Source organism: Marinobacter excellens LAMA 842, from assembly GCF_001574445.1.
GTDB lineage: Bacteria > Pseudomonadota > Gammaproteobacteria > Pseudomonadales > Oleiphilaceae > Marinobacter > Marinobacter shengliensis.
Genome location: NZ_LOCO01000016.1, coordinates 44,357 through 70,258, shown reverse-complemented (window position 1 = coordinate 70,258; position 25,902 = coordinate 44,357). Strand labels below are relative to the sequence as shown.

Here is a 25,902-nt window from a genome sequence, read left to right as displayed (position 1 = left end):
CTTGCGGCACATCCATGTGGCGCTTGGGCTCCGCCATCCATGGCTCCGCACAGTTTTGGAAAGGACTACCTGACCACACCACCAGACTACTCAGTTAGGCCGGCTTTGCACGGAGTCTGGGCTAGCGTGTGGGGGTGCCCTTCCGAAACCGTGCGGAGCCATGGATGGCGGAGCCGAGCGTACACGGACGTATTCACAGCGTGTTTCGGAAGGGCACCCCCACACGCTTGCCTGCACCGAGGCCAGATCTTGAACCAGAGATGGGGGGTCAGCCGGGGCATTTCAACCCCAGTCAAAACCAATTCAGTCTTCGAGGAGGAAGTGCGCGCGGGCCGTGGCGATGGGTTGGGAACGGGACTTCTGCCAGGCCGAGATCATCACATTGGCAACCCGGTTGCCCTGGCGGGTCAGGCGGCATTCGGCGTAGGTTTCCCGGTTAAGGCCGGCGCGCAGGTAGTCCAGGGAAAAATCGACAATTCTCGGCATCCGCAAGGTATCTTGAGACATGATCAGGTAGATCGCTGCCGACATTTCCATGAAGCCACCAATCACCCCACCGTGAATCGCCGGCAAAATCGGATTGCCCAGATTCTCTTCCTTCTTTGGCAACCGGAAAATCAGGTCGTCTCCGAACCGGTCGCACTGCAAGCCAATCCAGGTGGCGTAGGGAATGCTCTCCAGCATGCGGGAGAAGTCGCCGGTTTGTTGGGTGTATTTGAGGATTTCCGGGTCGGTCATTCCTCGCCTCCGGTGATCAGGTCTCGATAGGATTTCGGGGTGGCTTCTTTGCCGATTCGCATGAATGTGCCTACGCAGTTGGCAATCGTCTCCCCGCCTTCCTGATAGGCCTCGCAGCGGGTAAAGATGATGTTCTTGGTGATCTTGTAGGTCTCGGCCCGGGCATAGACAGGCTTGTGGGGTTCGGCCGGGCGCATGTAGTCCACCCGCAAATCCAGGGTCGGGCAAAGTTCGAAGTCTTCCAGGGCACAGATCATGACTGACCCGGAGGCGGTGTCCATTAATGTGGTAATGGCACCACCGTGGATAACGCCGGTATCCGGGTTACCAATGATCCTGTCGCTGTAAGGCAGTTCCATGACCAGATAACCCTCGCCCGCTTCCTTTGCACTCAGGCCCAGTTCACGGGCCTGGTTGAGGGTGTTCACAAACCGGTTAACCCGGTTGATTCGGGTTTCATCGTTCATTCAGGGATGTCCTGCAATTCAGCTTTTCGGGGTGGTTTCTGCAGCCTGTTTACCGGGTACGGGTTCTTCGAACACTTTCCCGGCACGCAGGGCAACCAACGCATCAGACTGGAATTCCCGACGGTAAAGTACGATAACCACCAGGGTAGAAGCCGCTATAAACACCATGGGATGGATAAACCAGGCCACCACGGCCAAGGCGTAATAATAGGACCGCAACCCAAGGTTAAACGCGTCCCCTGCCAGGTTGCAGATGTTGCCGGCACTGCGGGCAAAGGCCTCCCGGGCGGCGGGGCTGGTTTTGGTGTCGTCCGGTAGGGGCGCGCTGCCTATCATCACCGCCACAAAGTTGTACATGCGCATAGACCAGGTGAACTTGAAGAAGGCATACACGAACACCACCAGCAACACCACCAACCGCAGCTCCCAGATTTCCCGGCTGGGTACGGCGCTGAAGGGCATGGTGGCGAACACTTCCATGGCCTCACGGGTATAGCCGAGTGCAGTGATGATACCGGCCAGTATCAGCAGGCAGCTGGATGCGAAGAAGGCACCATTGCGCTCAAGATTACCGACCACGGAAGCGTCCGATATCCGGTTCTCCCGCTTGAGCATTACCCGCATCCAGTCTTCGCGGTACATATCCAGCGTGTTTGAGAGGCAGGCGCGAGTACTTGCCCGATTTCGGGAATACCAGGTGTAGCCTACCCAGCACACCAGAAACCAGAACAAAGCAATGAGTTCCAGGTAATAGCCCATGCGTGGTTGTCGATCCGTTGTAACGTATATGGCAGAGAGGTTGCGTGACAATGATACGCGAAGGTGCATGAACCGGCCACAACCCGGGTGGTCTGACACTAAAACACCGGTCGTACTGTGCTATATAATGAAACACCCAAATCAACAATTGCGCGTCCACGGAACCGGTCGCCCAAAGGAGTCGGATGTGAACCCCGGACAAATTCTGAGACTGACGTTACTCTCGGTGATGTTTCTTGCCATCGCGGGCTGTGCCGTAAACCCGGTCACCGGCAAAAAGCAGCTGTCTTTGATCCCTGAAAGCCAGGAATTGGCGCTCGGGGCCGAGCACTACACCCCAACCCAGCAAACCCAGGGTGGGCAGTTTTATCTGGACCCGGAATTGACAGTCTATGTTCGCGAAGTCGGCATGAAGCTGGCTCGGGTTAGTGATCGCCCCGATTTGCCGTACGAGTTTGTGGTACTCAATAGCAGCGTACCCAATGCCTGGGCCTTGCCGGGGGGCAAGATCGCCATCAACCGGGGCCTGCTGGTCAAGTTTGAGGATGAGGCCCAGTTAGCCGCTGTGATGGGGCATGAGATTGTCCACGCTGCGGCGCGGCACAGCGTGCAACGCATGCAACAGGGCATGCTGATCAGCGCTGGCGTCGCCGGCCTTGGTTTTGCGCTGTCTGATAACGAGTGGGCCGGGCTGATTATGGGCGGCGCGGCCGTGGGCGCCCAGCTGGCTCTCGCACAGTACAGCCAGGGTGATGAGCTGGAATCCGACCACTACGGCATTCGTTACATGAAAGCCGCCGGTTACGACCCTCAGGCAGCGGTTGAGCTGCAAGAGCTGTTTCTGGAATTATCCCAGGGCAGGCAGACAAGTTGGCTGGACGGCATGTTCGCCACCCACCCGCCTTCAGCCAGGCGGGTTCGGGAGAACCAGGCCCTGGCCTCAGAGCTGGGAACCGGTGGCTTCCGGGGCCGCGACATTTACCAACGGCGCATTGCCCTGCTGAAAGAACTCCAACCCGCCTATGACGCCCACGATAAAGCCATGGAACTGGCATCCAAAGGTGATATGAAAGCCGCCCTTGATTCCATCAACAAGGCGATCGAGCTGGAACCGCGCGAGGCCATGTTCTTCGCCCTCAGGGGGCGGATCTACAAAGAACAGAAGCAAACAGAGAAAGCCCAGGCGGATTTCGACAAGGCGGTGTCGCTATACCCGGAGATGTTCCAGTACCAGCTCTACAACGGCCTGAACTCACTGGCCATGAATAATCTGGACAAAGCCCGTGGGCACCTTGAGCGGGCCAATCAGGTGGTGCCTACCTCCATTGCCTATCTGCGGCTTGGCGATATTGCCAGCCGTCAGAACCGTCGGAATGACGCCATTGGCCATTACTCGAAAGCCGCCGAAGCCGGCGGCGATGTGGGCGAGGAAGCCAAAAGAAAACTAGCCGATCTGTCCCAATAGCAAACACGTGGCGGGGATAAAAACCGGGGGCTTAACGCTCCCGGTTTTTTTATGGCTAAAGCATTTGCCACGTTGACGCAAAAAAGCCGTCACAGATTGCATTGACATTTAGAGCAATAACTCTAAAAATCAGTCAAACAAACAACAATCGGATGGCGATCATGCTCGTAAAGCGACTTCAACCGATGATTTCCCACGCAAGGCGGTCCTATGTGGAACTGATGTTCCAGGTAATGGGCCGGGCCCTGCAGGCAATCAGCGAAGTAGACGAACAAACCCGGAACGAAACTCGCGCCCTGCCCGAAGGATTTCTGTTCGAGATGCAGGTGATGCCCAATGGCCCCAAGCTGATCGTTGAGCACACCGGAGATGGCAAACTGCATTTCCACGGCGACAGCGCTCCCCGGCCGGTGGACCTTTCCATTCAGTTCAAGCATATGGCCCATGCGTTCCTGGTACTGTCCTTCCAGGAAAAGACCTCGGTGGCCTTTGCCAACGACCGCATGCTGGTAGATGGTGATGTCAGTTACGCCGTGCGTATGACCCGTGTGCTCAACCGCCTGGAGTCATTCATCCTACCCAAGCTGGTCGCACAGCGAGCGGTCAAGGAATACCCAGCCAACCTGCATCTGCCTGAAAAACTGATCAGCGGTGCCCGCATCTACCTGAAAGTCGCCACCAACTTTGTCGAGACAGTGAGAGCATAATGACCAACAAATACTACGAGTTCTTCTGCCCGGTAAAAGTGATTGCCGGCAAAGCTGCCCTGGAACACATTCCGTTTGAATTGACCGGCCTGGCCGCCAAGCGCCCGATGATTGTTACCGATAAGGGTGTTCGGGCGGCAGGCCTGCTTGACCCTGTGATTGCCGCTTGCGAAGAAAGCGGACTGGAAATCGTCTCTATTTATGACGACGTCCCCCCGGATTCTTCTACAACGGTTGTTCGCGATATCGCCACGGTTTACCGCAAGGAAAAGTGTGATTCCATTATTGCCGTGGGCGGCGGTTCCGCCATTGATACCGGCAAAGCCGTGAACATTCTGGTCTCCGAAGGTGGCGACGACATCGCCAGGTACAGTGGCGCAGGTATTCTGAAGCATCCCCTGAAGCCGTTCTTCGTGGTACCAACCACAGCCGGAACGGGCTCTGAAGTCACATCCGTTGCCGTGATTACCGATGAGAAAAAAGGCGTGAAGCTGCCGTTCACCTCATCGTTCCTGTTGCCGAATGCGGCGATCATCGACCCACGGATGACGCTGACCCTGCCTCCCCATATCACCGCCGCAACCGCCATGGATGCCATGACTCACGCGGTCGAAGCGTTTACCTGCATGGCCAAGAATCCGCTGAGCGATGCCTACGCCACGGCTGCTATCAAAAAGGTGAGCCAGTCACTTCTGTCGGTAATGGACAACCCCAAAGACGAGAACGGGCGGCTTGAACTGGCCCAGGCCTCTACCATGGCCGGCATTGCCTTCTCCAACTCCATGGTTGGGCTTGTACACTCCCTAGGCCACGCAACCGGCGCGATCTGCCACCTGCCCCATGGCCTGTGCATGAGCCTGTACCTGCCGTATGTGCTTGAATTCAATATTGAAAGCATCCGTGAACCCCTGGGTGAACTGCTGCTCTACCTGGAAGGCCCGGAAGTATTCTCGGCAACTCCTGCAGCCCGCCGTGCCGAGGCCAGCATTTCCGCCATCCGCAAGCTCAGGGACGCCCTGCATAAACGCTGTGAGCTGCCCCGTACCCTGAAAGAAACCGGCAAGGTGCTGGAGAGTCAGCTGGAGGCCATCGCCGAAATGGCGCTGGACGACGGCTCCATCATGTTCAACCCGCGGGAAGTCACCAAGGAAGATGCCCTTTCGGTGCTGCGGCGCGCCTGGGCCTGATCCGAGTTAGCTGGGCTGACCCATCGCCCGATGGGTTAGCCTAAAGTCAGATTCACAATGATTGATTTATAGGAGGAAGTCGTTACTATTTAGCAACGTTCTGGCAGGGAGTTGGCCGGGTAAGTTTGATCGTTATACCGCAGTGGCCTGCAACAACCTGAGTTTCTTTGAATGAAAGATCTATTGTCCAGAGCATCGCTTTTTTCACGCCGTAGCCTTGCCATTCTGACGGCGGGCCTGTGCCTGTCCATGGCAGCACACAGTGGCGAAGACCAATCCGGGACCTTCCGTTTCAACATATCCCCCAACGGCTACCCCCCATACCTGATCGTGGATGGCGAGAAGCCCTCCGGCATCATGTGGGACGTGGCCGCACTGATTGTGCCGCGCCTCGGTTACAATCTTGAGTTCATGAAAATTCCAAGAAAGCGGGTCGACCAGATGCTGGCCGACGGTTTCCTGGACGGCACCCCCCGTGCCATCGAATGGACGGAAGAGCCCGAACAGTTTCTGTTCACCAACCCGGTTGTCCATGTAGAAGAAGTGTTCTTCTTCGCAAACGGCGCCGAATTTGAGTACAACCACCCGAGCGACCTGTTCGGAAAAACCGTGGTTACTCACCTGGGCTACATGTACCCTGCCCTTGATTCCTACTTCGAAAGTGAACAAATTCGGCGTTTTGACGTCTCCCGTGACCGGGATATGTTCCGGTTTCTGCTGCACGGCGAACGGTTTGACACGGCCCTGGCTGACCGACTTGTCGGCCAGTGGATTCTGAAAACCGAAGGCATGGCAGAACATTTCAGCAGCTCCGAGACTGCCATCAGCCAGTATGGTTTCCGGATCATGGTTCGCCCGGAGTGGACGGAGTTCGTGCAGGCCTTCAACGAGGAGCTGCAAAGGGTTCGCGAGAACGGCGAGCTACAGGCCATTCTCGCGAACTATCGCTGACAGTTTATTCCAGCCGCCGCAACAGCAGCATGGGTGACACACTGAGAACCGGGCGCAACTGCCAGCGCCCGAACAACGCCAGCAGCACCGCGCTGATGAAAGGAATGGGCAGCATCACCTGCCAGTGCCAGCGGAAATTGCCTTCAAACATTCGGAGCTGTAGTGCATACACCGCAGCCTCTGCTGCAAGTACCCCCATAATACCCGCCACGAAGCCCAGCAGGGCAAACTCCAGCATAGTGCTGCGGGTAAGCAACGACTGCTGGCCGCCCAGGGTGCGAAGCAAGGCGCCCTCCCGCTGACGGTCCCGTAGCGTGGCACTGACCACCGCCGCCATGACCACCAGGGCCGCCGCCAGGATCAGCGCAAGAATGGCTTCAATGGCCTGGGTAACCTGGCGCACAATCTGCTGGATACGCTCAATGATATGATCGATCTCCAGAACCGAGACGGTCGGGAAACTGCGTGAAAACTCGTTCAGCGCCACTTTGTTACCCTCATCCAGATGGAAACTGGTAATCCAGGTACCAGGCATATCCGTAAGCCCACCGCCCGGCGGGAAGGCCATATAGAAGTTGGGTTTCATGCTGTCCCATTGCACCGTACGAATGCTGGTGACCGGCTCTGTGACTGTTTCCGAACCAATGGTGAAGGTCAGGCGATCCCCCATGACCAGCCCCATACGTTCCGCCAGCTCTGCCTCAACCGACACACCGATGGTGTCGCCGGGGGCAAACCACTCGCCGGCGACAATCTCATTATCTTCAGGCAGCTCCGCCATCCAGGTCAGGTTCAGCTCACGGTTCAGGGCACCAATGCGTTCATCCTTGCTCACGGCCTCCAGAACTGGCTGATCATTCAGTTCCGTCAAACGCCCGCGCACCATGGGATAGATTGTATCCAATGGGGCGTCACGCTCTGCCCAGAAGCCTTCCACGTCGTCCACCGCATCCGGCGCGATGTTGATCAAAAAGTGATTGGGGGCATTATCCGGTAACTGGGCCTGCCAGTCGTCCAGCAACGAGGTGCGCACCAGAATCAGCGTGGCCGCCAGCATCAAGGTCATGGCAAACACCGCCATCTGCGCCATGCTGGCCTGCCGATGCCGATACAGACCCACCAGAGCCAGGCGCCAGGCATTACCGCCGCCCCGTACACGGCGCAGGATGGCCACCATAAGCCCACCAACCAGCGCCAACACCGCCAATAAGAGAGCCAGGCCGCCCAACAAGGCAAACACCAGAGCAACCTCGCCCGCGTATAACCAGACCAGACCAAACACGGCCAGAATCGCAATCGCAATATCGGGGATCGCGTCTCGCCCACTTTCCCCGGGCTGCGCCCTTAGAACCCGCATGGCAGCCACATTACGCAGCCGGCGAATGGGCGGATAGGCAAACGCGAACAGGGAAACCAGGGCCGTGAGCAAGGCCGGCACCAGGGCCGAAGGCGCCAGATGGAAATCGACCGGTTGCTCCAATACGTCACTCAACAGGCGAACCAGAATCCAGAACAGCGGCAGCGCCACCAGAAGACCACCAATCACCCCGGCGATACCCCACAGCGCCAACCGGCGCAGGTAAAGGCCGCCAATTCCCCGGCTAGACAGCCCGAGGGTCTTAAGAAGTGCCACGGTATCCCTCTGAGACAAGGCGTACTGCCGGCTGGCAACCGCCACAGCCACTGCCGCCAGCAGAACCGCCAGGCTGCCACCGAGCAACAGGAAACGTTCAGCACGCTCCAGGGACCGGGAGAAGGTTTCGCCATCGCGTACGCTTTCCCATTCATGGCTTGGTTCCAGGCGCGGCTCCAGCCATTGATAGTAATCGTCAAGCAGGTTGTCCGGGCCGGCGAACAAGTACACGTACTCGGCACGGCTGCCTTCCTGTATCACGCCGGTGCCGGGCACGTCGTCCACATGAATCATCACACGGGGTGCCAGGGAAGAAAGCCGGAAGCCGCCGTCCGGCTCCCGTATCAGCAGGCTGGTGATCTCCAGTTCAAGATTACCCACCTCCAGCGTTTCACCAATCTCCAGCTCCAACAAACGCAGCAACCTGGGGTTGACCCAGATCTCGCCCCGCCCGGGGCCGGCGCCCACGGTTTGGCGAGCAGCATCCGCGCCTGGCTGAATTTCGATCTCGCCACGCAACGGGTATTCGTCGCTGACAGCCTTGACCGACACCAGCTGGAACCCGCCCTCACCAAAGACCATGGTGGAGAATTCAATCAGCTGGCCGGTTTCCAGGCCCCGATCACGAGCTTCGTCAATCCATTCACCTGGCACTGGCCGGCCATTTTCCGCCTCAAGCTGACGGTCCGCGGCCAGAAAGGAGCTGGCCGAAGACACCAGGGTTCGCTGCAGCTGGTTGGCGAACAGGGCAATGGTGGCCACGGTGGCCACGGCAATCACCAGGGCCACCAACACAACCCGTACATCACGTTCGCGCCAGTCCCGGCGCACCGACATCAGTTTTTTTGCAGCCGCCATCAGTCAGCCAACTCCCGGGCCGCTTCCGGCTCTGTCAGCACACCGGCTTCAATGTGAAGTTGCCGGCCACACCGGGCTGCCAGGTGTTCATCGTGGGTGACCATGACCAATGTAGTGCCCTGCTCCCGGTTCAGGTCCATCAGCAGATCCGACACCGCCTGGCCCGTGCGGTTATCCAGATTGCCGGTGGGCTCATCGGCAAACAGGATCACCGGGTCTGAAGCAAAGGCGCGGGCAATGGCGACCCGCTGCTGCTCACCACCAGACAATTGCCGTGGCGTGTGGCTCAGGCGCTCACCCAACCCTACACGCTCCAGCAGCTCTTTGGCCCGCGCCTCCGGCGATTCCATCCCCGCCAGTTCGAGGGGCAGCATGACGTTCTCCAGCGCGCTCAGCGCCGGCAACAGCTGGAATGACTGGAACACGAAGCCAACCCGGCTCGCCCGGAGCTGTGCTCGCTGGTCTTCCGTCAGGCTACTGATTTCAGCACCGTCCAGCTCTACTTTCCCTTCGGTCGGGGTGTCCAGCCCGGCAAGCAATCCGAGCAAAGTGGTTTTTCCGGAACCGGAGCGGCCAACAATGGCTACGGACTCTCCCCGATTGATTTCCAGACTGACCCCCTGCAAGATCGTCAACGTATCAGTTTCCAGGCTCACCCGGTGGGTAAGATCGGTCACCCGTAACATGGGGTTTGTGGCGGCTAACTTGGGATCCGTCATCTGGTTCACGGTGGCTCCGTTGTCTGGTGCTGTGTTTTATTGAATCTGTAAAGGGTATACGAATTTACTATGAATACGGTATCGGCGTTGGTCAGATCATTTGCCCTCTCAGCACTGATGTTGCTGTCGCTCTCCGCCCTGGCCAGCCAGAACACACTGCTGGTAGTCGGCGACAGCCTCAGTGCCGCCTATGGCGTGCCATCCGAAACCGCCTGGGTTCAACTGCTGAGGGACAGACTTGATGAACAGGGCCTGAACTGGAACGTTGTGAACGCCAGTATAAGCGGCGAAACGACCGATGGCGGCCTGCGGCGGCTGCCTGAACTGCTTCAGAAAAACCAGCCAGACGTCGTGATCATCGAGCTTGGCGGTAACGACGGCCTGCGCGGCTTTCCACCGAATGTGATCGAATCTAACCTCGCCGACATGATCGAGCAGGTGCGGGATATCGGCGCCACCCCGGTGCTGGTGGGCATGCAGATTCCACCCAACTACGGCCAGCGTTACACCCGCATGTTTGCGGACATCTTCCCGAACCTGTCTGACCGCTACGACACCCCACTGGTTCCCTTCTTTCTCGAGGGCATCTACAACGCCGATGGGTTAATGCAGGAAGACGGCATTCACCCCACCGAAGCCGCCCAGCCGGTGCTGCTGGACAACGTATGGCCTCAGCTGGAGCCGTTAATTCTGGACAGGAACCCCAGCGCCCTGCGCTCAGACCAGTAGTAACCGTCACGGGCCAGCTCGACAAATCCCACATGCCCGCCCCACTTTGGCGCCTCGACGGTAACGTAGGCGCCCAGGACCTTACGGCCTTCCGGGAAACATCGGGCTGACAGGAAGGGATCGTCTACCGCATTAACCATCAACGCCGGTACCCGTATGTCCTTCAACCGAAACAGTGCCGAGCAGCTGGCCCAGTAGTCCTGGGCATCCCGGAAGCCATGCAGGGGTGCGGTGTAGCGGTTATCAAATTCGTGAAAGTTGCGGATGTTGTCGAACCCGGTCACGTCAATCAGATCCGGAAACCGACGGGCCTTTTCCTGCATTTTGCCGTGCAGATCCCTCAGAAAGCGCTGCATGTAGATCCTGCGACTGGGCAGGGCCAGCATATCCGCGCTACCAGCCAGGTCTGCGGGCACCGAATAGGCAACGGCACCGCTGATGCGACTGTCAACCCGCTCACCCTGCTGGCCGAGGTAAAGCAGGGTGAGGTTGCCGCCCATGCTGAAGCCAGACAGGAACAGGTTGTTGTAGTGGCCCTCCAGCGCGTGGGACACCACCGTATGCAGGTCTTCCGTGGCGCCACTGTGATAGAACCGTGGTTGGCGATTCATCACCCCGCCGCAGGATCGGAAGTTCCAGGCCAGCACATCCCAGCCATCCGCCATTAACGCCCGCGCCAGCCCGAGCACATAGGGGCGCCGGCTGTGGCCTTCCAGACCATGGGACACAATGGCCAGGCGGTCACTGCCTTGACGGTACCAGTCCAGGTGCAGTTCGTCGTTATCCGGCGTCGCCAGAACAGCGGTTTCCGGCTGTGGCATGGTCACGTTCCGGAACAGCGTCGGCCACACAGACTGGATGTGCCCGTTACGTAACCAGACCGGTGGGCGGTAGCCCGATTGACTGCGCTTGTGCAAATTTTGACCTTTCTTTTCAGGGGGTTGACGAACACTATTAAAGAACTTAATATGCCCGCCACTTGATGCTGTTCCCCGATAGCTCAGTTGGTAGAGCAACGGACTGTTAATCCGTTTGTCCCTGGTTCGAGCCCAGGTCGGGGAGCCACTTATTCCGAGAAAGCCGCTGATTCAACATCAGCGGCTTTTTCATTTCTGCCTCAGAAAACCTCTTCCCGCTGCATAAACTCCTTCAGAACCTGGTACAGGGTATAACCATCCTGACTACCGATCATTTCACGGATGGAATGCATGGCGAACTGCGGCACACCGATATCCAGCGTGGTCACGCCCAGATTACCGGCGGTCAGCGGCCCGATGGTGCTGCCACAACCCATGTCACTGCGTACCACAAATGTTTGGTGCGGCAGGCCAAGCTCATCACTGATATGCCGGTACAGAGCGGCCGACCGGCTGTTGGTGGCGTAGCGCTGGTTGTGGTTAACCTTGATGACCGGCCCCTGGTTCAGGATCGGACCGTGGTTTTCATCGTGTTTGTCCATGAAATTCGGGTGCACACCGTGGGCGTTATCCGCGGAAATCATCATGGAGCGGGCAATCGCCCTGCCCTTGCCTGCGCCACACCAGCGCTCCAGCACGGCTCCCAGGAATGGCCCCTGGGCACCTTCCGCCGACATGCTGCCGACTTCTTCGTGATCATTGCACACCAGCAGCGCGGCTTCATCACCAGAGGTGTTCAACAGCGACTGCAAACCGATATAGCAGCTCAACAGGTTATCAAGCCGGGCAGAAGCCAGAAACTCTTTACGCAGACCCACGAAGGACGCGCCCTGGGCATCGTAGAAACTCAACTCATAGCCCAGCACCTTACGAATCTTCAGGCCGGATTCACTGACCAACTGCTCACGCAGCAAGTCAGCAAATGAAGTTGTATCGGTTTCCGGCAGTTGCATAACCACCGGAGGCAGGTCGGTCTGGGCATTCACTGAACGATTGCTGTTGGCTTCACGGTCCAGGTGAATGGCCAGGCTGGGAATAATTGCCACCGGCTTACGGAAGTCCACCAGGGTATCCCGAACCTTACCGTCCTCATCCAGAACCGTAACCCGGCCGGCCAACGACAGATCCCGGTCGAACCACGGGTTCAGCAACACGCCGCCGTACACTTCCACACCCAACTGGAAAAAGCCCTTGCGGCGGATTTCGGGGTTTGGCTTTACCTTCAGGCAGGGGCTGTCGGTATGAGCACCCACCATCCGGATGCCGGAAGTCACTACGTCATTCTTACCGGTACGGAGGGCAATGATGGAGGAGCCATTGCGAATGGCGTAATAGCCCCGGCCCTGCTCCAGCGCCCACTCTTCCCGCTCGTCCAGCTGCTGAAAACCGGCGGCATCAAGCCTGGACTTCATGGTACTTACTGCATGCCACGGTGTTGGAGAGGCATTCAGAAATTCAATCAAGTCATTATTAAATTCAGTGTGTTCCATGATCTTCCTGATTGCATGATAATGGCGGCTACAGTATGGCACGAAGCCGGCCCCGCTCCTACCAGGCTGCCGGTTAGTCCCTATACGCACCCAATGATCAACGCCGGAGCCCACTGTGTCGATACCCCGATTCCTGGACATCGAATACTGTCAGACTGACGACGCCCTGTTCCCCGTCGCCATGGCCTGGTCGCTGGCCGACGGCCAGATGAAAACCGTGGTTATAGCCCCGGAGGAAGCCTGGCTGCCAGACGACGGCGATTTGGGCGACTTTGACCTGCGGTACCTGGAAGAACAGGGCGTGCCGCTGCTTGAACTGGTTCAGGAACTCCATCAGGACCTGCCAGACCAGACCGTATACGTGGATGGCATAGACCCGGATGAAATTCTGATCGACCTGATTTTCAGTGCCGTCAGCCAGGATGCCCCTTTCGAGATTGCTCCAATTTCCGAACTGTTTACCGGCATCGACAGCGACACCCTTGAAGACCGCCGTCGGCAACTGATGTTTGACGAAGGCCTGGAACCACAACTCCCGGAGAATGGCGTTTACGCCCTGCTGATGCTTGCGCAGGAGGAAGGCCTTCTGGCTGACCTGTAAGCGGGCCGGCTGACACGGGGAAGTGTGACCGGCGTCTGCGTAACAAAGCGTTACACAAGGCAGAATCTGGCGTCAGCAACGTTACTGACAGGAAGCCGGATAATAATGAACAAGGTCGCACTACGTTTCCTCAGCTCCAGCCTGATGGCCATCAGCCTCGCCCCATTGTCGGCACAGGCACAAGACACTCCTCGTTCTGACAAGCACTACGTTGGCCTACTGGTGACCGCTCTGGAGCACCGCTCTATCGGTGAGCGCACCAAGGAGGATGCCTGGGGCCAAGCCGGTACGCTGGTTATCGGTGGTCACCTGAACGACCTGATTCACGCCGAGATCCGTCTGGGTGGCGGCTTCAACGATGCCGATGTTTCCGGTGGCGACCTGACCCTGGCTGTCGATTACTTCGCCAGCTGGTACATGGGCCTGCACTACCCGATTACCGATTATGCCAACGTGTATGCGCAGGCCGGTTTTACCCACGTAAAAGGCGAGGCAACCCTGCCCAACCGTGAGGAAAGCTACAACGCGCAGTTCCGGGATCTCGAGGGCGATTACCCCGACAGCAGTTTCAGCATCAGCTGGCTGGCCGGGGTGGACTTCGAGGTGTTGAGCAACACCTTCCTGGTGTTTGAGGGTGGGCGGTTGTTCAAAGACACTGGCAGTAGTGCCAATACGTTTCAGTTTTCTACGGGGCTGCGTTACGAATTCTGACCCGCGTTGGATTTCCAACGAATCCAGCGCCAGAGTCTGGCGAGGCAGGTGGGGCCTTCTTTCCTGGAATCTCGGAGGCCATGGATGGCCGGAGCGAAGCGCACATGGATGTGCTCGTAGCGTTTCCAGGAAAGAAGGCCCCACCTGCCTCCTCCCCCGATATCAGGCGCGGTGCTGAATGTGCCAGCAGCGGTGAATCTTCTGATTTCTCTGGAAGTCTTTATCCAGCGTACTGGCGGTCACTTCCTTCACTTCGAATTCTGCCGCCAGGTCTTCGTCCAGTTTAAACTTCCGAAAGTTGTTGGAGAAGATCAACAGACCATCGCTGGATAACCGCTCCATACACTGACGAACCATGGTGCCATGATCCCTTTGGATATCCAGAACACCGGCCATTCGGGCGGAATTGGAGAACGTGGGCGGGTCCATGAAGATCAGGTCGAAGGTCTGGTTGGCGGTTTTGCGGTCCGCCAGCCAGGACAGGCAGTCCGCCTGCTCTACCACGTGCTTGCGCAGGTCGGCGCCGTTCAGGGCCAGGTTGTCCTGGGCCCAGCTCACGTAGGTTTTTGACATATCCAGGCTCAGGGACCGGCTGGCGCCGCCAACGGCTGCGTGTACCGTGGCTGCGCCGGTGTAACAGAACAGGTTCAGAAAGCGTTTGCCACGGGCATGCTGCTGAATCCAGTGGCGCACCGGGCGGTGATCCAGGAACAGGCCGGTGTCGAGGTAGTCTTTCAGGTTTACCTTCAGGGTGCAGCCGTGTTCGTGCACGTTGAAGTATTCGCCGGTTGCGGCCTGTTTCTCATACTGTTTGGTGCCGGTTTGACGCTGGCGTTGTTTGCACACCAGATTCTCGGGGGCAACGTCCAGCACCTCCGGTATGACCGCCAGAGCCTCGGCCAGACGTTCCCGGGCGGCTTTTTCATCGATAGACTTCGGGGCCAGGTACTCCTGCACGTGCACCCTGCCATCGTATAGGTCGATGGCCAACGCGTATTCAGGCATATCGGCATCGTAAAGCCGGTAGCAGCTGACATTCTGCTTCCGCGCCCACTGGCCGATGGTTTTCAGGTTCTTCTTAAGGCGATTACGTAGCATGTCTGCCCGTTCGGGGTTGGCGATGCGTGGCATAACCTGCCCGGGCGCAGCCGGGTCTCGCGGTGTGCGGGCGTTTTCAGGCTGCACCTCGAACAACAACAGCTGCGCTGGCAACTTGCCATTAAACAATTTGTATTGCTTGAAGCTTCGCAGGCCAATGGATTTACCGAATTCCGGTGCACCGGTGAACACGGCCAGGCGCCACCCCGGCAGTTCACGCAAGACGGTTTCACCGAGGGTTTGATAAAGCGCGGCCAGCTCTTTGCGCTCGCTCAGGCGTTCACCATAGGGAGGATTGGTCAGCACCAGGCCCTTATCCGCCCAGTCCAGCTGCCGCTCAAACGCCGATACCGGCCGGGGCTCTACGCTTACGATGTTGTCCAGACCAGCCCGGCGCAGGTTGTTGCGGGCCGTGTCGATCACCCGGTCGTCCTGATCGAAACCGGCAAACGCCGGTATGCGCTTGTTTTTGCCTTCATGTGCGCGGCGCTCGACTTCCTGGCGCAATGCCAGCCAAAGTTCCGGCTGATGCCCTGGCCATTTTTCAAAACCAAAACGCTCAATCTTTCGGCCCGGCGCAATGTCCAGCGCCATCAACGCTGCTTCAATCACCAGCGTTCCGGAGCCACACATGGGATCAACAAAGTCGCCGCCGGCGGCGGCAATTTCCGGCCATCCGGCCCGCAGCAGCAACGCGGCCGCGAGATTTTCCTTCAACGGCGCAAGACCCTGTTCAGTACGGTATCCCCGCATGTGCAAGCTATGCCCGCTAAGGTCCAGCCCAACCGACAGCCGCCCCCGGTTCAGGCGAGCAGAGATGGTGACATCCGGATCTTTTGGTGCGACCGAGGGCCGCGGCAGGCCTGCGCCCCGAATGCTGTCTACGATACCGTCTTTGACTTTCTGGGCACCGAACTGTGTGTTCCGAATTTCTTCGTTCTGCCCCAGGAAAGTCACTCGAAAGCTGCCGTTGACGGGAATGTGCGATTGCCAGTCTAAAGACACCACGCCCTCATAAAGTTCGTCAGCACTACGGGCATCCACCTCAGCAATGTGCAGGATGACCCGGTTGGCCAGCCGGGACCACAAACAGGCGCGATATCCGGCTTCCAGCTCCCCTTCTACCCAGACGCCCGCCGGCGCGTTGCGCACATGAGCCAGGCCAAAGCTTTCCAGCTCATCGGCCAGGAGATACTCAACACCCTTGGGACAGGTTACGAAAAAGACATGCTTGGACAAAATCAACTCCTGGTTTTCTGGATAGAGCCGGTAAGCCGCCGGAATAGCAGCAAAACCCGAATTCGGGCCGTCATCGTTATTTCACAAACCTATAAGAAAAGCTTCATATAGATGAAATAAATAGTGTACATCCGCGCAAGGTTCGTCTTACCTTGTAGTTGACGCGTCGTTCTGGAAGCCAACATAACCGTGCTTCCGTTAACAGGATCCTGACTGCTCTGGCCGGAACTGGCAATAGTGGGTTATCCCGGACGGGTGCCTTCTTTACCATGGCCACGGCAGATGTGTACACGCTTGTTCTGTTAATCCATCAGTGAGGAACGGCATGAAAAGACAGAAGAGAGACATGTACGCTCGTGCATTCAAGCGGGGTTATCTCGCTGGCGTGTCCGGCAAATCCAAAGACAGCTGCCCGTTAGACCAAGCAGAGGTGCGCCAGGAATGGCTGAACGGGTGGCGAGAAGGCCGCACAGATAACTGGGAGGGCATGACCGGCGTCTCCGGCATCCACAAACTTGCCAACGTAACCGCAACGTGACCGCGGTGTTGGCATACCCCGTTTAACCTGATCTCTTTTTAGTTGTAGCTACACCACAATCTGACGCAGTAACCAGAGCAACCAAAACGGGGCCTCCCGCCCCGTACCATGCGAAGAAGCGCTACGGGGTTCGTTCCCCGCAAGGGCCCGCTCAGCGGGCCCGCCTTCTTTCTGGCCTCACTACTTATGCTGTTCTTTCCTGATCGCTTCTACTGCTTCGTTAATCAAAGCTGGGCCTTTGTAAATAAAGCCGGTGTAGATTTGCACCAGTTTCGCCCCTGCCCGGATTTTCTCGGCCGCACTCTCGCCATCAGTGATACCGCCAACGCCAATAATCGGTATTCTGTCCCCCAACTCGGCGTACAACCCCTGAATAACCCGTAAAGACGCCTCGCGCACCGGTGCACCACTCAAACCGCCAGCTTCCTGCTCGTGCTTGTGTCCTTGAACCGCTTCCCGGCTGATAGTGGTGTTTGTGGCAATCACACCATCCAGGCCCGCCTCGAGTAATGCCCCGGCGACAAAGCGAATGCCTGCATCATCCATATCCGGGGCAATCTTCACAGCCACCGGTACATAACGACCAATATTTTTCTCGCAGATCGCCTGTTCGTCTTTGATCGCGTGCAATAGCTGCTTCAACGAGTCGCCGAACTGCAGATCACGCAGCCCCGGGGTATTTGGCGACGACACGTTTACCGTGATGTAGTCGGCATGGGGGTAAACTGCGGCGATGCCCTTACGGTAGTCCTGTTCGGACTGCTCGTTCGGGGTATCTTTGTTCTTGCCCACGTTAATGCCCAGGATACCGCGATAACGACGCTTCTCAACATTGCTCACCAGATGACCAAGGCCTTCATTATTAAAGCCCATGCGGTTGATGATGGCCTGGTTTTCGGGCAGGCGGAACATCCGCGGCTTGGGGTTGCCCGGCTGTGCCAGGGGTGTGACGGTGCCCACTTCAATGAACCCGAAACCCAGGGTTCCCAGGGCATTCAGGTGGTCAGCATTTTTGTCCAGGCCGGCGGCCAGGCCTACCGGATTGGGGAACTCCAGCCCCATGACATTAACCGGGCACGGCTCCGGGCGCTTTGAAACAATATTTATAATGCCGGTTTTGTAGGCCAGATCCAGCCCCCTGAGGGCAGCATTATGGGCCTGTTCCGGGGGCAGCCGGAAAAGTAAATTACGTAGCATGCTGTACATCTTGGAGCTCCTTGCCGAGGGGTGGCCGGAGTATACCGGAAGTTTTCCACACCATCCTCCCGAACCTTCAATACAACGTAAAAGCCCATGCCTCAGCGGCTGGCGGGGCTTTTCCACGGAATCTGTGGATAACTCTGTTGAAAATGTCGGGGCAAGCGTCTCGACCCCTTGATAACTGCGCCAGCCTACAAATTGATCATTTTTTGATCAGTTAATTTTTATTTTAAAATCAATGACTTAAAAAGACAAAATAACCATTTGACGACTTTGGTTACAAAGTGGTAGTGGGTAACGACTTTGTCATCATGTGCATAAATCGACCTGCGTTTCCCGATTAATTCTCCCCAAATTTTCCATTCCTGCTGCTATACTGGCTACCAACAGAATGATCGGAGCCTGAGCCATGGATCAGCCCCCAAAGGCCCATCTACGGACTGACAAGGACTTGCAACAGGAAAAACACGCCGCCTCCCGGGTCACTATTATTGGCATGGTCCTGGATGCAGTCCTTGGTGTGATAAAAATTATTGGCGGCACTCTTTTTCATTCCCACGCCCTGGTGGTGGATGGCATCCACTCGTTTACCGACGTTGTCTCCGACTGGGTTGTTCTCGCAGTGATGCGGCTGTCACGTAAAGGCCCGGATGATGACCATCCCTACGGACATCAGCGCATCGAGACGCTTGGCACACTCCTGCTGGGGAGCATACTGATTGCCGTGGGCGCAGCCCTTGCCTGGGAGAACATTCTGCGCCTGGTCTCCGGAGAGGATCTCGCGGTACCGGGCTGGCCGGTTCTGGTTGCTGCGGGGATATCGGTCGCCTCCAAGGAATGGATCTACCGTTATACCCGCCATGTGGGCATCAAAATTCGATCCGACCTGCTGATCGCAAACGCCTGGCACAGCCGGACAGACGCATTTTCATCGGTCGTTGTTCTGGTTTCCACTGTCGGTGCCATGGTCGGATATGTTTGGCTGGATACCCTTGCCGCTGTGGTTATCTCCGGCATCATTATTCATATTGGCTGGAAATTCACCTGGGACAGCGTCAAGGAACTCGTCGATACCGGACTGTCTGCGGAAGATACCCGGGTGTTGCGAGCCATTGCCATGGACACAGACGGCGTGCGCAATGTTCACGAGCTACGCAGCCGGCGTATGGGTCACGACATACTACTGGATGTCCACCTGGTTGTTCGGCCTGAGATAAGCGTTTCTGAGGGACACCAGATCGGCATGAAGGTGGTTTCCGGCATGAGGGACGCCATCGATAATATCCGGGACATCAACTTTCATATTGATGCCGAGAACGACGAACACACACCGCATCAGACCGACCCACACTTACCCAGCCGCGAGGATATCCGCCACCTGCTGTCGCAGCAGCTCGGTGAGCTGCCACCACATAGCCGGCTGAGACTACATTACCTCAAAAACCGGGTTCATCTCGAAGTCTTCCTGGACGAACAGCATCCCGCACCCGCGTTGACCACCGAAAGCGTCCGGGAGGTGCTGGCACCCTATCCCTGGTTTGGTTCAGTCCGGGTTTGGGTGTCTGCAAGCTGATCAAGCGCCGGTATTACCGGCGCCGGTTTTCTTCCATGCGGGACAGGAACTCCTGCATGACCAGGGTATAAAGCTCGCCGCCCAGGAATTTGTCTTCCACACCGGAATCGATGCTGGGGTTGTCGTTTACCTCAATGACGGCCACCCGGTTGCCGGCCTGTTTGATGTCCACCCCATACAGTCCATTACCGATCAGTCGGGTGGAGTTCAGCGCCGCCTGGATGACATTCCGGGGCACCTCATAGGTGGGCATGGTTTCAAACCCGCCGCTTTCCACCGCCGCGCCACCGTGTTGGTAGATCTGCCAGTGCCCCTTCACCATCATGTATTTGCAGGCATAGATGGCGCGGCCGCCCAACACACCAATGCGCCAGTCGTACTCGGTGTAGAAATACTCCTGGGCCAACACCAGTGCTGATTGCTTGAACAGCTCTTTAAGGCCCGCCCTCAGCTCTTTCTCATCCTTGGCTTTGGCCACGCCCCTTGAGAAGGCGCCGTCCGGAATCTTGATGACCACCGGGAAACCCAGCTCACTGACCACCTGATCAACCGCATCTTTCTGATCTTTGGACAGGATCAGTGTTTTTGGGGTTGGCACCTTGTTGTTCTTGAGCAGGTCCGCCAGGAACACCTTGTTGGTACACCGTAGTATCGAGACCGGGTCATCGATGACCACCATGCCTTCCGCCTCTGCCTTGCGGGCAAATCGGTAGGTGTGGTGATCAATCGCGGTGGTTTCCCGAATGAACAGGCCATCGTATTCCGGCAACCGCATGTAGTCCCGACGGGTAATTCTTTCTACATTGATACCCAGCTTTCGCCCTGCCCGCTCAAATCTTTTTAGGGCGGCCTCATCACTCGGGGGCATTTCCTCTTCCGGGTTCACCAGCATGGCCAGATCAAAACGATAGCGCCGACGCGTTCTCGGCTTGCGCCAGATCATGCTGCTGAAACGGTCGAGCGCCGCCGCAAACACATCCTGTTCGCGCTCATCCAGATCCGCCGGGGCGGCCGGTTTCATGGATTCGATCTGCCACTGCTTGCGGTGGCGGAACACCACTTCCAGAATCGGGCAGGGAAAGCGCTCAAACAAGGCCCGGGCTACCGGCTTGAGATCCACATGCTCTGCCTGGCCAAAATAGGTGCGAATGCGCACTTCGTGGGTGGCATCCCGCTCATCAGTGGCCGGGTCAATTTCCCGCGCTTCCTGCTCCAGCCAACGAATGACGCTGTGATCCAGCTCCTCCAGCTCCAGCGAGAACAAGCCCTTGCGGCTTAAATCGTTCAAGGTCATCACCGAGGGCACCACATGGTGGCCCCGGGCCTCTGCCAACAAAGAGCAGTAATAACCCCGGCTCAGGTATTTCGCGCTCTGGCACAGGTTGATGACACGCACCCGGCTATTGGCGGGGGCAGCAAAATTCAGATACTGATCAAAGGTCAGTACATCCTCGCTGGGGTAATAGGGTGACCAGTCTTTGGCACGGTCCACAACGATTAACAAACGGGACATTAAAGGCATTCCTCCCTGAAAGGTTCAGCCGGGTAATGGGCGCAACAATACGCCGCTGTGACGTCTGGTACAATCCAGGCCGGATGCGTGCTTTTACGCATGATCGCCCGCTATCGAAACCAACCTGTCTCTACCATAATAGCTGCGGTGGAAGTGCTCGCCAGCTTCTGCGATTTTCGCGACCGGGATTTGTTAACCATGCATGATGTTTTGCTTCGACAAGCAGTCGCCGACGATCTGACTGCCCTGGTGCAGCTGGAAAATCGGTGTTTTACCGAAGACCGTATTTCCCGACGCAGTTTCCGACGGTTTCTGGAAATGCCAAGGGACCGCCTGATAGTGGCGGAGCAAGGCTCCGAGCTGGTGGGCTATTGCCTGGTATTGATGAATGCCGCCACCCGTTTGGCGCGGATTTATTCAATCGCTGTATCGCCAACCGTTCGTGGCAGAGGCGTGGGCGAGCAATTGGTGCGGGAAGCGGAGAAGGAAGCCGTAGAGGCAGACCGCATCATCATGCGCCTGGAGGTTCGGGAAGATAACGCCGGTGCCATCAATCTATACAAACGATTGGGCTATCGCCAATTCGGTACCTACCGGGACTATTACGAAGACCATGGCGATGCCCTGCGCTTCGAACGGCGTATTCTTTATTACGAGCCTTCCCGAGAGTATCTCCCGGTACCCTATTACCCCCAAACCACCGAGTTTACCTGCGGTCCCTCTGCCCTGATCATGGCCATGGCTGCCCTGGACGAAGACCAGCAGCTGAACACCCTGGAAGAATTGAAGATCTGGCGAGAGGCCACGACGATCTTCATGCTCGCCGGTCACGGTGGCTGCGGGCCCCATGGCCTGGCCTTGTCAGCCTGGCACCGAGGCTTTGAGGCCAGCGCCTGGATCAGTCAGGAAGGCGCCCTGTTTAAGGATACCGTGCGTAACGACGATAAAAAGCGGGTATTGGAACTGGTGCACGAAGGCTTCCTGCACGACATTGGCCAGACCGGCATCCAGCTGCACCACGACCCACTGACCCTGGAAGCCATGGAAGCCGCCCTGCACGAGGGCCGCATCCCGGTCATCCTGATCAGTACCTGGCAGCTCAACCGCAGTCGTGTACCCCACTGGGTGACCGTGTGCGCCATGGATGAAGACTTTGTGTACCTGCACGACCCGGAAATCGACACTGACGTGGGCGAGACCGTCGCCGACAAACAATATTTGCCTGTCGACAAACGGGTATTTGGCAAGATGTCCAGCTACGGCCGCAACCAACCCTTGCAGGCGGCCGTGATCGTCGGGCCGAAACGGCCCTGATCAGCCGGTACGAATCGCCGCTTCCTTGAGTTCGGAGATCTGGTCCCGCAATCGCGCTGCGGTTTCGAAATCCAGGTCGGCGGCGGCCTTGTACATGTCATCCTCCAGGCGCGTCACTTCCTTGAGCAACTCTTCCGGAGAGCGCTTGCCTGCCTTGACCATATAGCCTTCCGCCTCTTCCGCGGCCTTCTGGCCCGGACGTTCCGCCTTACGGCGACCGCGCCCACCGCCAGTGGCTCCCTCCATGACATCGGCGATCTTCTTGTTCAGGCCTTTCGGGGTAATACCGTGCTCTTCGTTATGGGCCGTCTGCTTCGCTCGCCGGCGTTCGGTTTCGTCAATGGCTCGCTGCATGGAGCCGGTAATGCGGTCCCCGTATAGAATGGCTTTGCCATTGAGGTTACGGGCGGCGCGGCCAATGGTCTGGATCAACGAGCGTTCGCTGCGCAGGAAGCCTTCCTTGTCTGCATCCAGAATCGCCACCAGAGACACTTCCGGCATATCCAGGCCTTCCCGCAACAGGTTGATGCCCACCAGCACATCAAACTCGCCCCGGCGTAAATCCCGGATAATCTCAACACGCTCTACGGTGTCGATGTCTGAGTGCAGATACCGAACGCGAATGTCGTGTTCCATAAGGAAATCGGTAAGGTCTTCGGCCATGCGCTTGGTCAGGGTAGTGACCAGCACCCGCTCCTCCACCGCCACCCGTGCGTGGATTTCCGAGAGCAGGTCATCCACCTGGGTAGACGCTGGCCGCACCTCGATCACCGGGTCCAGCAGGCCGGTCGGCCGAACCACCTGCTCCACCACCTGGCCGGCGTGCTCCGCCTCATAGTTACCCGGCGTGGCCGACACGAAGATCATCTGGGGGGCAATCCGCTCCCACTCCTCAAACCGCATGGGCCGGTTATCCAGTGCCGACGGCAGGCGAAAACCATACTCCACCAGCGTTTCCTTCCGGGACCGGTCACCTTTATACATGGCACCAATCTGCGGAATGGTCACGTGGGACTCGTCCACCACCAGCAAAGCGTTCGGCGGAAGGTAGTCAAACAAGGTGGGAGGCGGCTCGCCAGGCGCGCGACCAGACAGGTAGCGGGAGTAGTTCTCGATGCCGTTGCAGTAACCCAGCTCCATCATCATTTCCATGTCGTAGCGGGTGCGTTCCTCAAGGCGCTGGGCCTCCACCAGCCGGTGGTTATCCCGCAACTGCTGCAAACGCACGTCCAGCTCAGCACGGATATTCTCGACCGCATCCAGCACCTTCTGTCGGGGCGTCACATAGTGAGACTTCGGATAGATGGTTACCCGTGGCACACGGCGCAGTACCTCACCGGTCAGCGGATCGAAGTAGCTGAGGTTTTCCACTTCATCGTCAAACAACTCGATGCGAATGGCCTCCCGCTCCGATTCCGCCGGGAACACATCAATCACATCGCCCCGAACCCGGTAGTTGGCGCGGTGGAACTCGATATCATTACGGGTGTACTGCAGCTCTGCCAGCCGGCGCAGAATCGAGCGCTGATCTATCTGATCACCCCGGTCCAGGTGCAGCATCATCTTCAGGTAGGATTCCGGATCACCCAAACCGTAAATGGAAGATACCGTGGCAACGATAATGGCATCCGGCCGCTCCAACAGAGCCTTGGTAGCAGACAGGCGCATTTGTTCAATGTGTTCGTTGATGGAGGCATCTTTCTCGATGAAGGTGTCAGACGACGGCACATAGGCTTCCGGCTGGTAGTAATCGTAGTAAGACACGAAATACTCCACCGCGTTATCCGGAAAGAACTCCTTGAACTCGCCGTATAACTGCGCCGCCAGGGTCTTGTTATGGGCCATGATGATGGTGGGCCGCTGCACGTCCTGGATCACATTGGCAATGGTGAACGTCTTGCCTGAGCCAGTCACCCCCAGCAACGTCTGGTGCGCAAGCCCGGAATGAATGCCGTCCACCAGCCCGGCGATCGCCTTGGGCTGGTCACCGGCCGGCTGATATGGGGAATCAACTCGGAACACACCTTCACGGGAAACAGTGGCTGATTTACTGGCCATAACTGGCGATTAACCTCCGGGTTCGGCGCCGGCCGCAATACGGCACAACCCCTACAAGAAATTTAGTGTTCTGGCTGCTTCATGATACCATCTGTGCGATCGACGGCTGGGAGAAAAACAGCCAGCACCTTTGGCTCCATAGTTGCCCGGCCGATCGCAGCCCATAAGACGCAGCTTTAAGGAGCTCAAGTTTGGACCTTCAACTTTCCAGCCGAGTACAGGCGATCAAGCCTTCCCCCACCCTCGCAGTCACCAACAAAGCCGCAGAACTCCGCGCGGCCGGTCAGGATATTATTGGCCTGGGTGCTGGCGAGCCGGACTTCGACACCCCCGAGCACATCAAACAGGCAGCCATTGAAGCCATTAACAACGGCCAGACCAAGTACACCGCCGTTGATGGTACGCCGGCCCTGAAGAAAGCGATTATTGCGAAGTTCAAACGGGACAACGGCCTGGAATATGAAGCCAACCAGATCCTGGTAAGCAGTGGTGGCAAACAGAGCTTTTTCAACCTTGCCCTGGCCACATTGAACCCGGGCGACGAAGCCATTATCCCTGCGCCTTACTGGGTTTCCTACCCGGACATGGTGCTGGTGGCTGAAGGCAAGCCGGTGATTATCGAAACCTCTGCCGAGACCCGCTTCAAGATCACCCCCAAGCAGTTGGAAAACGCTATTACCGAGCGCACCCGCCTGTTTGTGATCAACAGCCCGTCCAACCCCAGCGGCATGGCTTACACCCTGGAAGAGCTGCAGGCGATTGGCGAGGTGCTGAAAAAGCACCCGAATATCATGATTGCCACCGACGACATGTACGAGCCGATCCTGTGGACTGGCAAACCGTTCTGCAACATCCTGAACGCCTGCCCGGAGCTGTATGACCGTACCTTCGTACTGAACGGTGTGTCCAAGGCCTACTCCATGACTGGCTGGCGTATCGGCTACGCCGCAGGCCCGGCGAAGATCATCGGCGCGATGAAGAAAATCCAGTCCCAGAGCACCTCCAACCCGGCCTCTATCTCCCAGGCCGCCGCCCAGGCAGCCCTGGACGGCCCGCAGGAGTGTGTGGGCGAGATGGTCAAGGCGTTCAAGGAACGCCACGACTGGCTGGTAGCCGCCCTGAACAAGCTGCCTGGCGTTGAATGCCTGAATGGTGACGGCACCTTCTATGTGTTCCCAAGCTTCCAGGGCGCAATCAATGCCACTGACGGCGTGAACACAGACGTTGAGTTTGCCGAGAAGCTGCTGACCGAAGCGGGCGTAGCCCTGGTTCCGGGTTCTGCCTTCGGCAGCCCGGGCCACATGCGTCTGAGCTTTGCCACCAGCATGGATAATCTGCAGAAGGCGGTTGAGCGTTTGCGGAAGGCGCTTGGCTAAAAATTTTTAGTCAGAGGGTTGACGAGGCGGTATAGCCAACTTAATATACGCGCCTCGTCAC

22 protein-coding genes and 1 tRNA gene are annotated in these 25,902 nt (G+C 57.7%); 12 read left to right on the top strand and 11 right to left on the bottom strand.

Annotation, left to right across the window (positions count from 1 at the left end; all coding sequences use genetic code 11):
- Window positions 1-303: 303 nt before the first annotated feature.
- From J122_RS13575 to J122_RS13565, 3 genes are read right to left on the bottom strand one after another with little or no spacing between them, the layout of a single operon-like run.
- Window positions 304-738 (bottom strand): PaaI family thioesterase, encoded by a 435-nt coding sequence (locus J122_RS13575; RefSeq protein ID WP_058090563.1) that lies wholly within the window; start codon window positions 736-738, stop codon window positions 304-306.
- Window positions 735-1,205 carry a PaaI family thioesterase gene (locus J122_RS13570; protein WP_061332768.1) on the bottom strand — a complete coding sequence of 157 codons (471 nt, stop codon included), beginning with the start codon at window positions 1,203-1,205 and terminating at the stop codon, window positions 735-737. The genes J122_RS13575 and J122_RS13570 overlap by 4 nt, the downstream gene beginning before the upstream one ends.
- 18 nt (window positions 1,206-1,223) lie before the next feature.
- Complete coding sequence (locus J122_RS13565; RefSeq protein ID WP_061332766.1) at window positions 1,224-1,964, bottom strand: DUF599 domain-containing protein; 741 nt, start codon at window positions 1,962-1,964, stop codon at window positions 1,224-1,226.
- Window positions 1,965-2,193: 229 nt separating this feature from the next.
- On the opposite strand from J122_RS13565, the gene J122_RS13560 reads away from it, so the two are divergent.
- From J122_RS13560 to J122_RS13545, 4 genes are all read left to right on the top strand, one after another.
- A complete protein-coding gene (locus tag J122_RS13560) occupies window positions 2,194-3,429 on the top strand; it encodes a M48 family metalloprotease (RefSeq protein ID WP_058090593.1) in 1,236 nt (411 codons plus the stop codon).
- Between the two features lie 161 nt (window positions 3,430-3,590).
- Window positions 3,591-4,136: a hypothetical protein gene (locus J122_RS13555; protein WP_058090560.1), complete on the top strand. Its 546-nt coding sequence runs from the start codon at window positions 3,591-3,593 to the stop codon at window positions 4,134-4,136.
- Window positions 4,136-5,323, top strand: a complete 1,188-nt coding sequence (locus J122_RS13550) for an iron-containing alcohol dehydrogenase (RefSeq protein ID WP_061332764.1) — start codon at window positions 4,136-4,138, stop codon at window positions 5,321-5,323. The genes J122_RS13555 and J122_RS13550 overlap by 1 nt, the downstream gene beginning before the upstream one ends.
- A gap of 171 nt (window positions 5,324-5,494) precedes the next feature.
- Window positions 5,495-6,274, top strand: coding sequence for a substrate-binding periplasmic protein (locus J122_RS13545; protein ID WP_061332762.1), 780 nt, complete (start codon window positions 5,495-5,497; stop codon window positions 6,272-6,274).
- Between the two features lie 4 nt (window positions 6,275-6,278).
- On the opposite strand, the gene J122_RS13540 is transcribed toward J122_RS13545, so the two are convergent.
- Window positions 6,279-8,765, bottom strand: a complete 2,487-nt coding sequence (locus tag J122_RS13540) for an ABC transporter permease (protein ID WP_061332760.1) — start codon at window positions 8,763-8,765, stop codon at window positions 6,279-6,281.
- Entirely contained in the window at window positions 8,765-9,484 is a 720-nt protein-coding gene (locus tag J122_RS13535; RefSeq protein ID WP_061332812.1) for an ABC transporter ATP-binding protein, read from the bottom strand. The genes J122_RS13540 and J122_RS13535 overlap by 1 nt, the downstream gene beginning before the upstream one ends.
- Window positions 9,485-9,553: 69 nt before the next feature.
- Here J122_RS13535 and J122_RS13530 point away from each other — a divergent pair, with 69 nt between their 5' ends.
- The gene (locus tag J122_RS13530) at window positions 9,554-10,213 is read left to right on the top strand and encodes an arylesterase (RefSeq protein ID WP_061332758.1); all 660 of its coding nucleotides are present in this window, start codon (window positions 9,554-9,556) and stop codon (window positions 10,211-10,213) included.
- On the opposite strand, the gene J122_RS13525 is transcribed toward J122_RS13530, so the two are convergent.
- On the bottom strand, window positions 10,156-11,034 hold the full coding sequence (locus J122_RS13525; RefSeq protein WP_082780596.1) for a YheT family hydrolase: 879 nt from the start codon (window positions 11,032-11,034) through the stop codon (window positions 10,156-10,158). The two genes, J122_RS13530 and J122_RS13525, sit on opposite strands and share 58 nt — an antisense overlap.
- Before the next feature lie 168 nt (window positions 11,035-11,202).
- On the opposite strand from J122_RS13525, the gene J122_RS13520 reads away from it, so the two are divergent.
- Window positions 11,203-11,278: transfer RNA gene (locus tag J122_RS13520), tRNA-Asn, on the top strand.
- A 52-nt stretch (window positions 11,279-11,330) separates the two neighbouring features.
- Here J122_RS13520 and J122_RS13515 read toward each other — a convergent pair.
- A complete protein-coding gene (locus J122_RS13515; protein ID WP_061332755.1) occupies window positions 11,331-12,620 on the bottom strand; it encodes a M18 family aminopeptidase in 1,290 nt (429 codons plus the stop codon).
- Between the two features lie 115 nt (window positions 12,621-12,735).
- On the opposite strand from J122_RS13515, the gene J122_RS13510 reads away from it, so the two are divergent.
- Together J122_RS13510 and J122_RS13505 are read left to right on the top strand one after the other, a co-directional pair.
- On the top strand, window positions 12,736-13,221 hold the full coding sequence (locus tag J122_RS13510; RefSeq protein ID WP_061332754.1) for a hypothetical protein: 486 nt from the start codon (window positions 12,736-12,738) through the stop codon (window positions 13,219-13,221).
- A 105-nt stretch (window positions 13,222-13,326) separates the two neighbouring features.
- Window positions 13,327-13,932 (top strand): outer membrane beta-barrel protein, encoded by a 606-nt coding sequence (locus tag J122_RS13505; RefSeq protein ID WP_061332753.1) that lies wholly within the window; start codon window positions 13,327-13,329, stop codon window positions 13,930-13,932.
- 162 nt (window positions 13,933-14,094) lie between these two features.
- Here J122_RS13505 and rlmKL read toward each other — a convergent pair whose 3' ends face one another.
- A complete protein-coding gene (gene rlmKL / locus J122_RS13500; RefSeq protein WP_061332752.1) occupies window positions 14,095-16,269 on the bottom strand; it encodes a bifunctional 23S rRNA (guanine(2069)-N(7))-methyltransferase RlmK/23S rRNA (guanine(2445)-N(2))-methyltransferase RlmL in 2,175 nt (724 codons plus the stop codon).
- A 325-nt stretch (window positions 16,270-16,594) separates the two neighbouring features.
- Here rlmKL and rmf point away from each other — a divergent pair, with 325 nt between their 5' ends.
- The gene (rmf, locus tag J122_RS13495) at window positions 16,595-16,807 is read left to right on the top strand and encodes a ribosome modulation factor (protein WP_058090550.1); all 213 of its coding nucleotides are present in this window, start codon (window positions 16,595-16,597) and stop codon (window positions 16,805-16,807) included.
- 180 nt (window positions 16,808-16,987) lie between these two features.
- On the opposite strand, the gene J122_RS13490 is transcribed toward rmf, so the two are convergent.
- Complete coding sequence (locus J122_RS13490; RefSeq protein WP_061332751.1) at window positions 16,988-18,013, bottom strand: quinone-dependent dihydroorotate dehydrogenase; 1,026 nt, start codon at window positions 18,011-18,013, stop codon at window positions 16,988-16,990.
- A gap of 403 nt (window positions 18,014-18,416) precedes the next feature.
- On the opposite strand from J122_RS13490, the gene J122_RS13485 reads away from it, so the two are divergent.
- The gene (locus J122_RS13485) at window positions 18,417-19,580 is read left to right on the top strand and encodes a cation diffusion facilitator family transporter (RefSeq protein ID WP_061332750.1); all 1,164 of its coding nucleotides are present in this window, start codon (window positions 18,417-18,419) and stop codon (window positions 19,578-19,580) included.
- A 13-nt stretch (window positions 19,581-19,593) separates the two neighbouring features.
- Here the strand turns inward: J122_RS13485 and J122_RS13480 are convergent, their stop codons facing one another.
- Window positions 19,594-21,093 (bottom strand): RimK family protein, encoded by a 1,500-nt coding sequence (locus J122_RS13480; RefSeq protein ID WP_061332749.1) that lies wholly within the window; start codon window positions 21,091-21,093, stop codon window positions 19,594-19,596.
- Between the two features lie 198 nt (window positions 21,094-21,291).
- On the opposite strand from J122_RS13480, the gene rimI reads away from it, so the two are divergent.
- On the top strand, window positions 21,292-22,407 hold the full coding sequence (gene rimI / locus J122_RS13475) for a ribosomal protein S18-alanine N-acetyltransferase (RefSeq protein ID WP_058090591.1): 1,116 nt from the start codon (window positions 21,292-21,294) through the stop codon (window positions 22,405-22,407).
- Here rimI and uvrB read toward each other — a convergent pair whose 3' ends face one another.
- Window positions 22,408-24,465, bottom strand: a complete 2,058-nt coding sequence (gene uvrB / locus J122_RS13470; RefSeq protein ID WP_061332748.1) for an excinuclease ABC subunit UvrB — start codon at window positions 24,463-24,465, stop codon at window positions 22,408-22,410.
- Window positions 24,466-24,656: 191 nt separating this feature from the next.
- On the opposite strand from uvrB, the gene J122_RS13465 reads away from it, so the two are divergent.
- Window positions 24,657-25,841 (top strand): pyridoxal phosphate-dependent aminotransferase, encoded by a 1,185-nt coding sequence (locus tag J122_RS13465; RefSeq protein WP_061332747.1) that lies wholly within the window; start codon window positions 24,657-24,659, stop codon window positions 25,839-25,841.
- The last annotated feature ends 61 nt before the right edge of the window (window positions 25,842-25,902 follow it).

Coding starts and splice junctions, on each gene's coding strand:
- J122_RS13515 (WP_061332755.1), bottom strand. CDS start 12,620: ATGGAACACACTGAATTTAATAATGACTTGATTGAATTTCTGAATGCC.
- J122_RS13550 (WP_061332764.1), top strand. CDS start 4,136: ATGACCAACAAATACTACGAGTTCTTCTGCCCGGTAAAAGTGATTGCC.
- uvrB (WP_061332748.1), bottom strand. CDS start 24,465: ATGGCCAGTAAATCAGCCACTGTTTCCCGTGAAGGTGTGTTCCGAGTT.
- J122_RS13530 (WP_061332758.1), top strand. CDS start 9,554: ATGAATACGGTATCGGCGTTGGTCAGATCATTTGCCCTCTCAGCACTG.
- rmf (WP_058090550.1), top strand. CDS start 16,595: ATGAAAAGACAGAAGAGAGACATGTACGCTCGTGCATTCAAGCGGGGT.
- J122_RS13570 (WP_061332768.1), bottom strand. CDS start 1,205: ATGAACGATGAAACCCGAATCAACCGGGTTAACCGGTTTGTGAACACC.
- J122_RS13540 (WP_061332760.1), bottom strand. CDS start 8,765: ATGGCGGCTGCAAAAAAACTGATGTCGGTGCGCCGGGACTGGCGCGAA.
- J122_RS13505 (WP_061332753.1), top strand. CDS start 13,327: ATGAACAAGGTCGCACTACGTTTCCTCAGCTCCAGCCTGATGGCCATC.
- J122_RS13555 (WP_058090560.1), top strand. CDS start 3,591: ATGCTCGTAAAGCGACTTCAACCGATGATTTCCCACGCAAGGCGGTCC.
- J122_RS13485 (WP_061332750.1), top strand. CDS start 18,417: ATGGATCAGCCCCCAAAGGCCCATCTACGGACTGACAAGGACTTGCAA.
- J122_RS13535 (WP_061332812.1), bottom strand. CDS start 9,484: ATGACGGATCCCAAGTTAGCCGCCACAAACCCCATGTTACGGGTGACC.
- rimI (WP_058090591.1), top strand. CDS start 21,292: ATGCATGATGTTTTGCTTCGACAAGCAGTCGCCGACGATCTGACTGCC.
- J122_RS13525 (WP_082780596.1), bottom strand. CDS start 11,034: ATGCCACAGCCGGAAACCGCTGTTCTGGCGACGCCGGATAACGACGAA.
- J122_RS13560 (WP_058090593.1), top strand. CDS start 2,194: ATGTTTCTTGCCATCGCGGGCTGTGCCGTAAACCCGGTCACCGGCAAA.
- J122_RS13575 (WP_058090563.1), bottom strand. CDS start 738: ATGACCGACCCGGAAATCCTCAAATACACCCAACAAACCGGCGACTTC.
- J122_RS13565 (WP_061332766.1), bottom strand. CDS start 1,964: ATGGGCTATTACCTGGAACTCATTGCTTTGTTCTGGTTTCTGGTGTGC.
- J122_RS13490 (WP_061332751.1), bottom strand. CDS start 18,013: ATGTACAGCATGCTACGTAATTTACTTTTCCGGCTGCCCCCGGAACAG.
- J122_RS13545 (WP_061332762.1), top strand. CDS start 5,495: ATGAAAGATCTATTGTCCAGAGCATCGCTTTTTTCACGCCGTAGCCTT.
- J122_RS13480 (WP_061332749.1), bottom strand. CDS start 21,093: ATGTCCCGTTTGTTAATCGTTGTGGACCGTGCCAAAGACTGGTCACCC.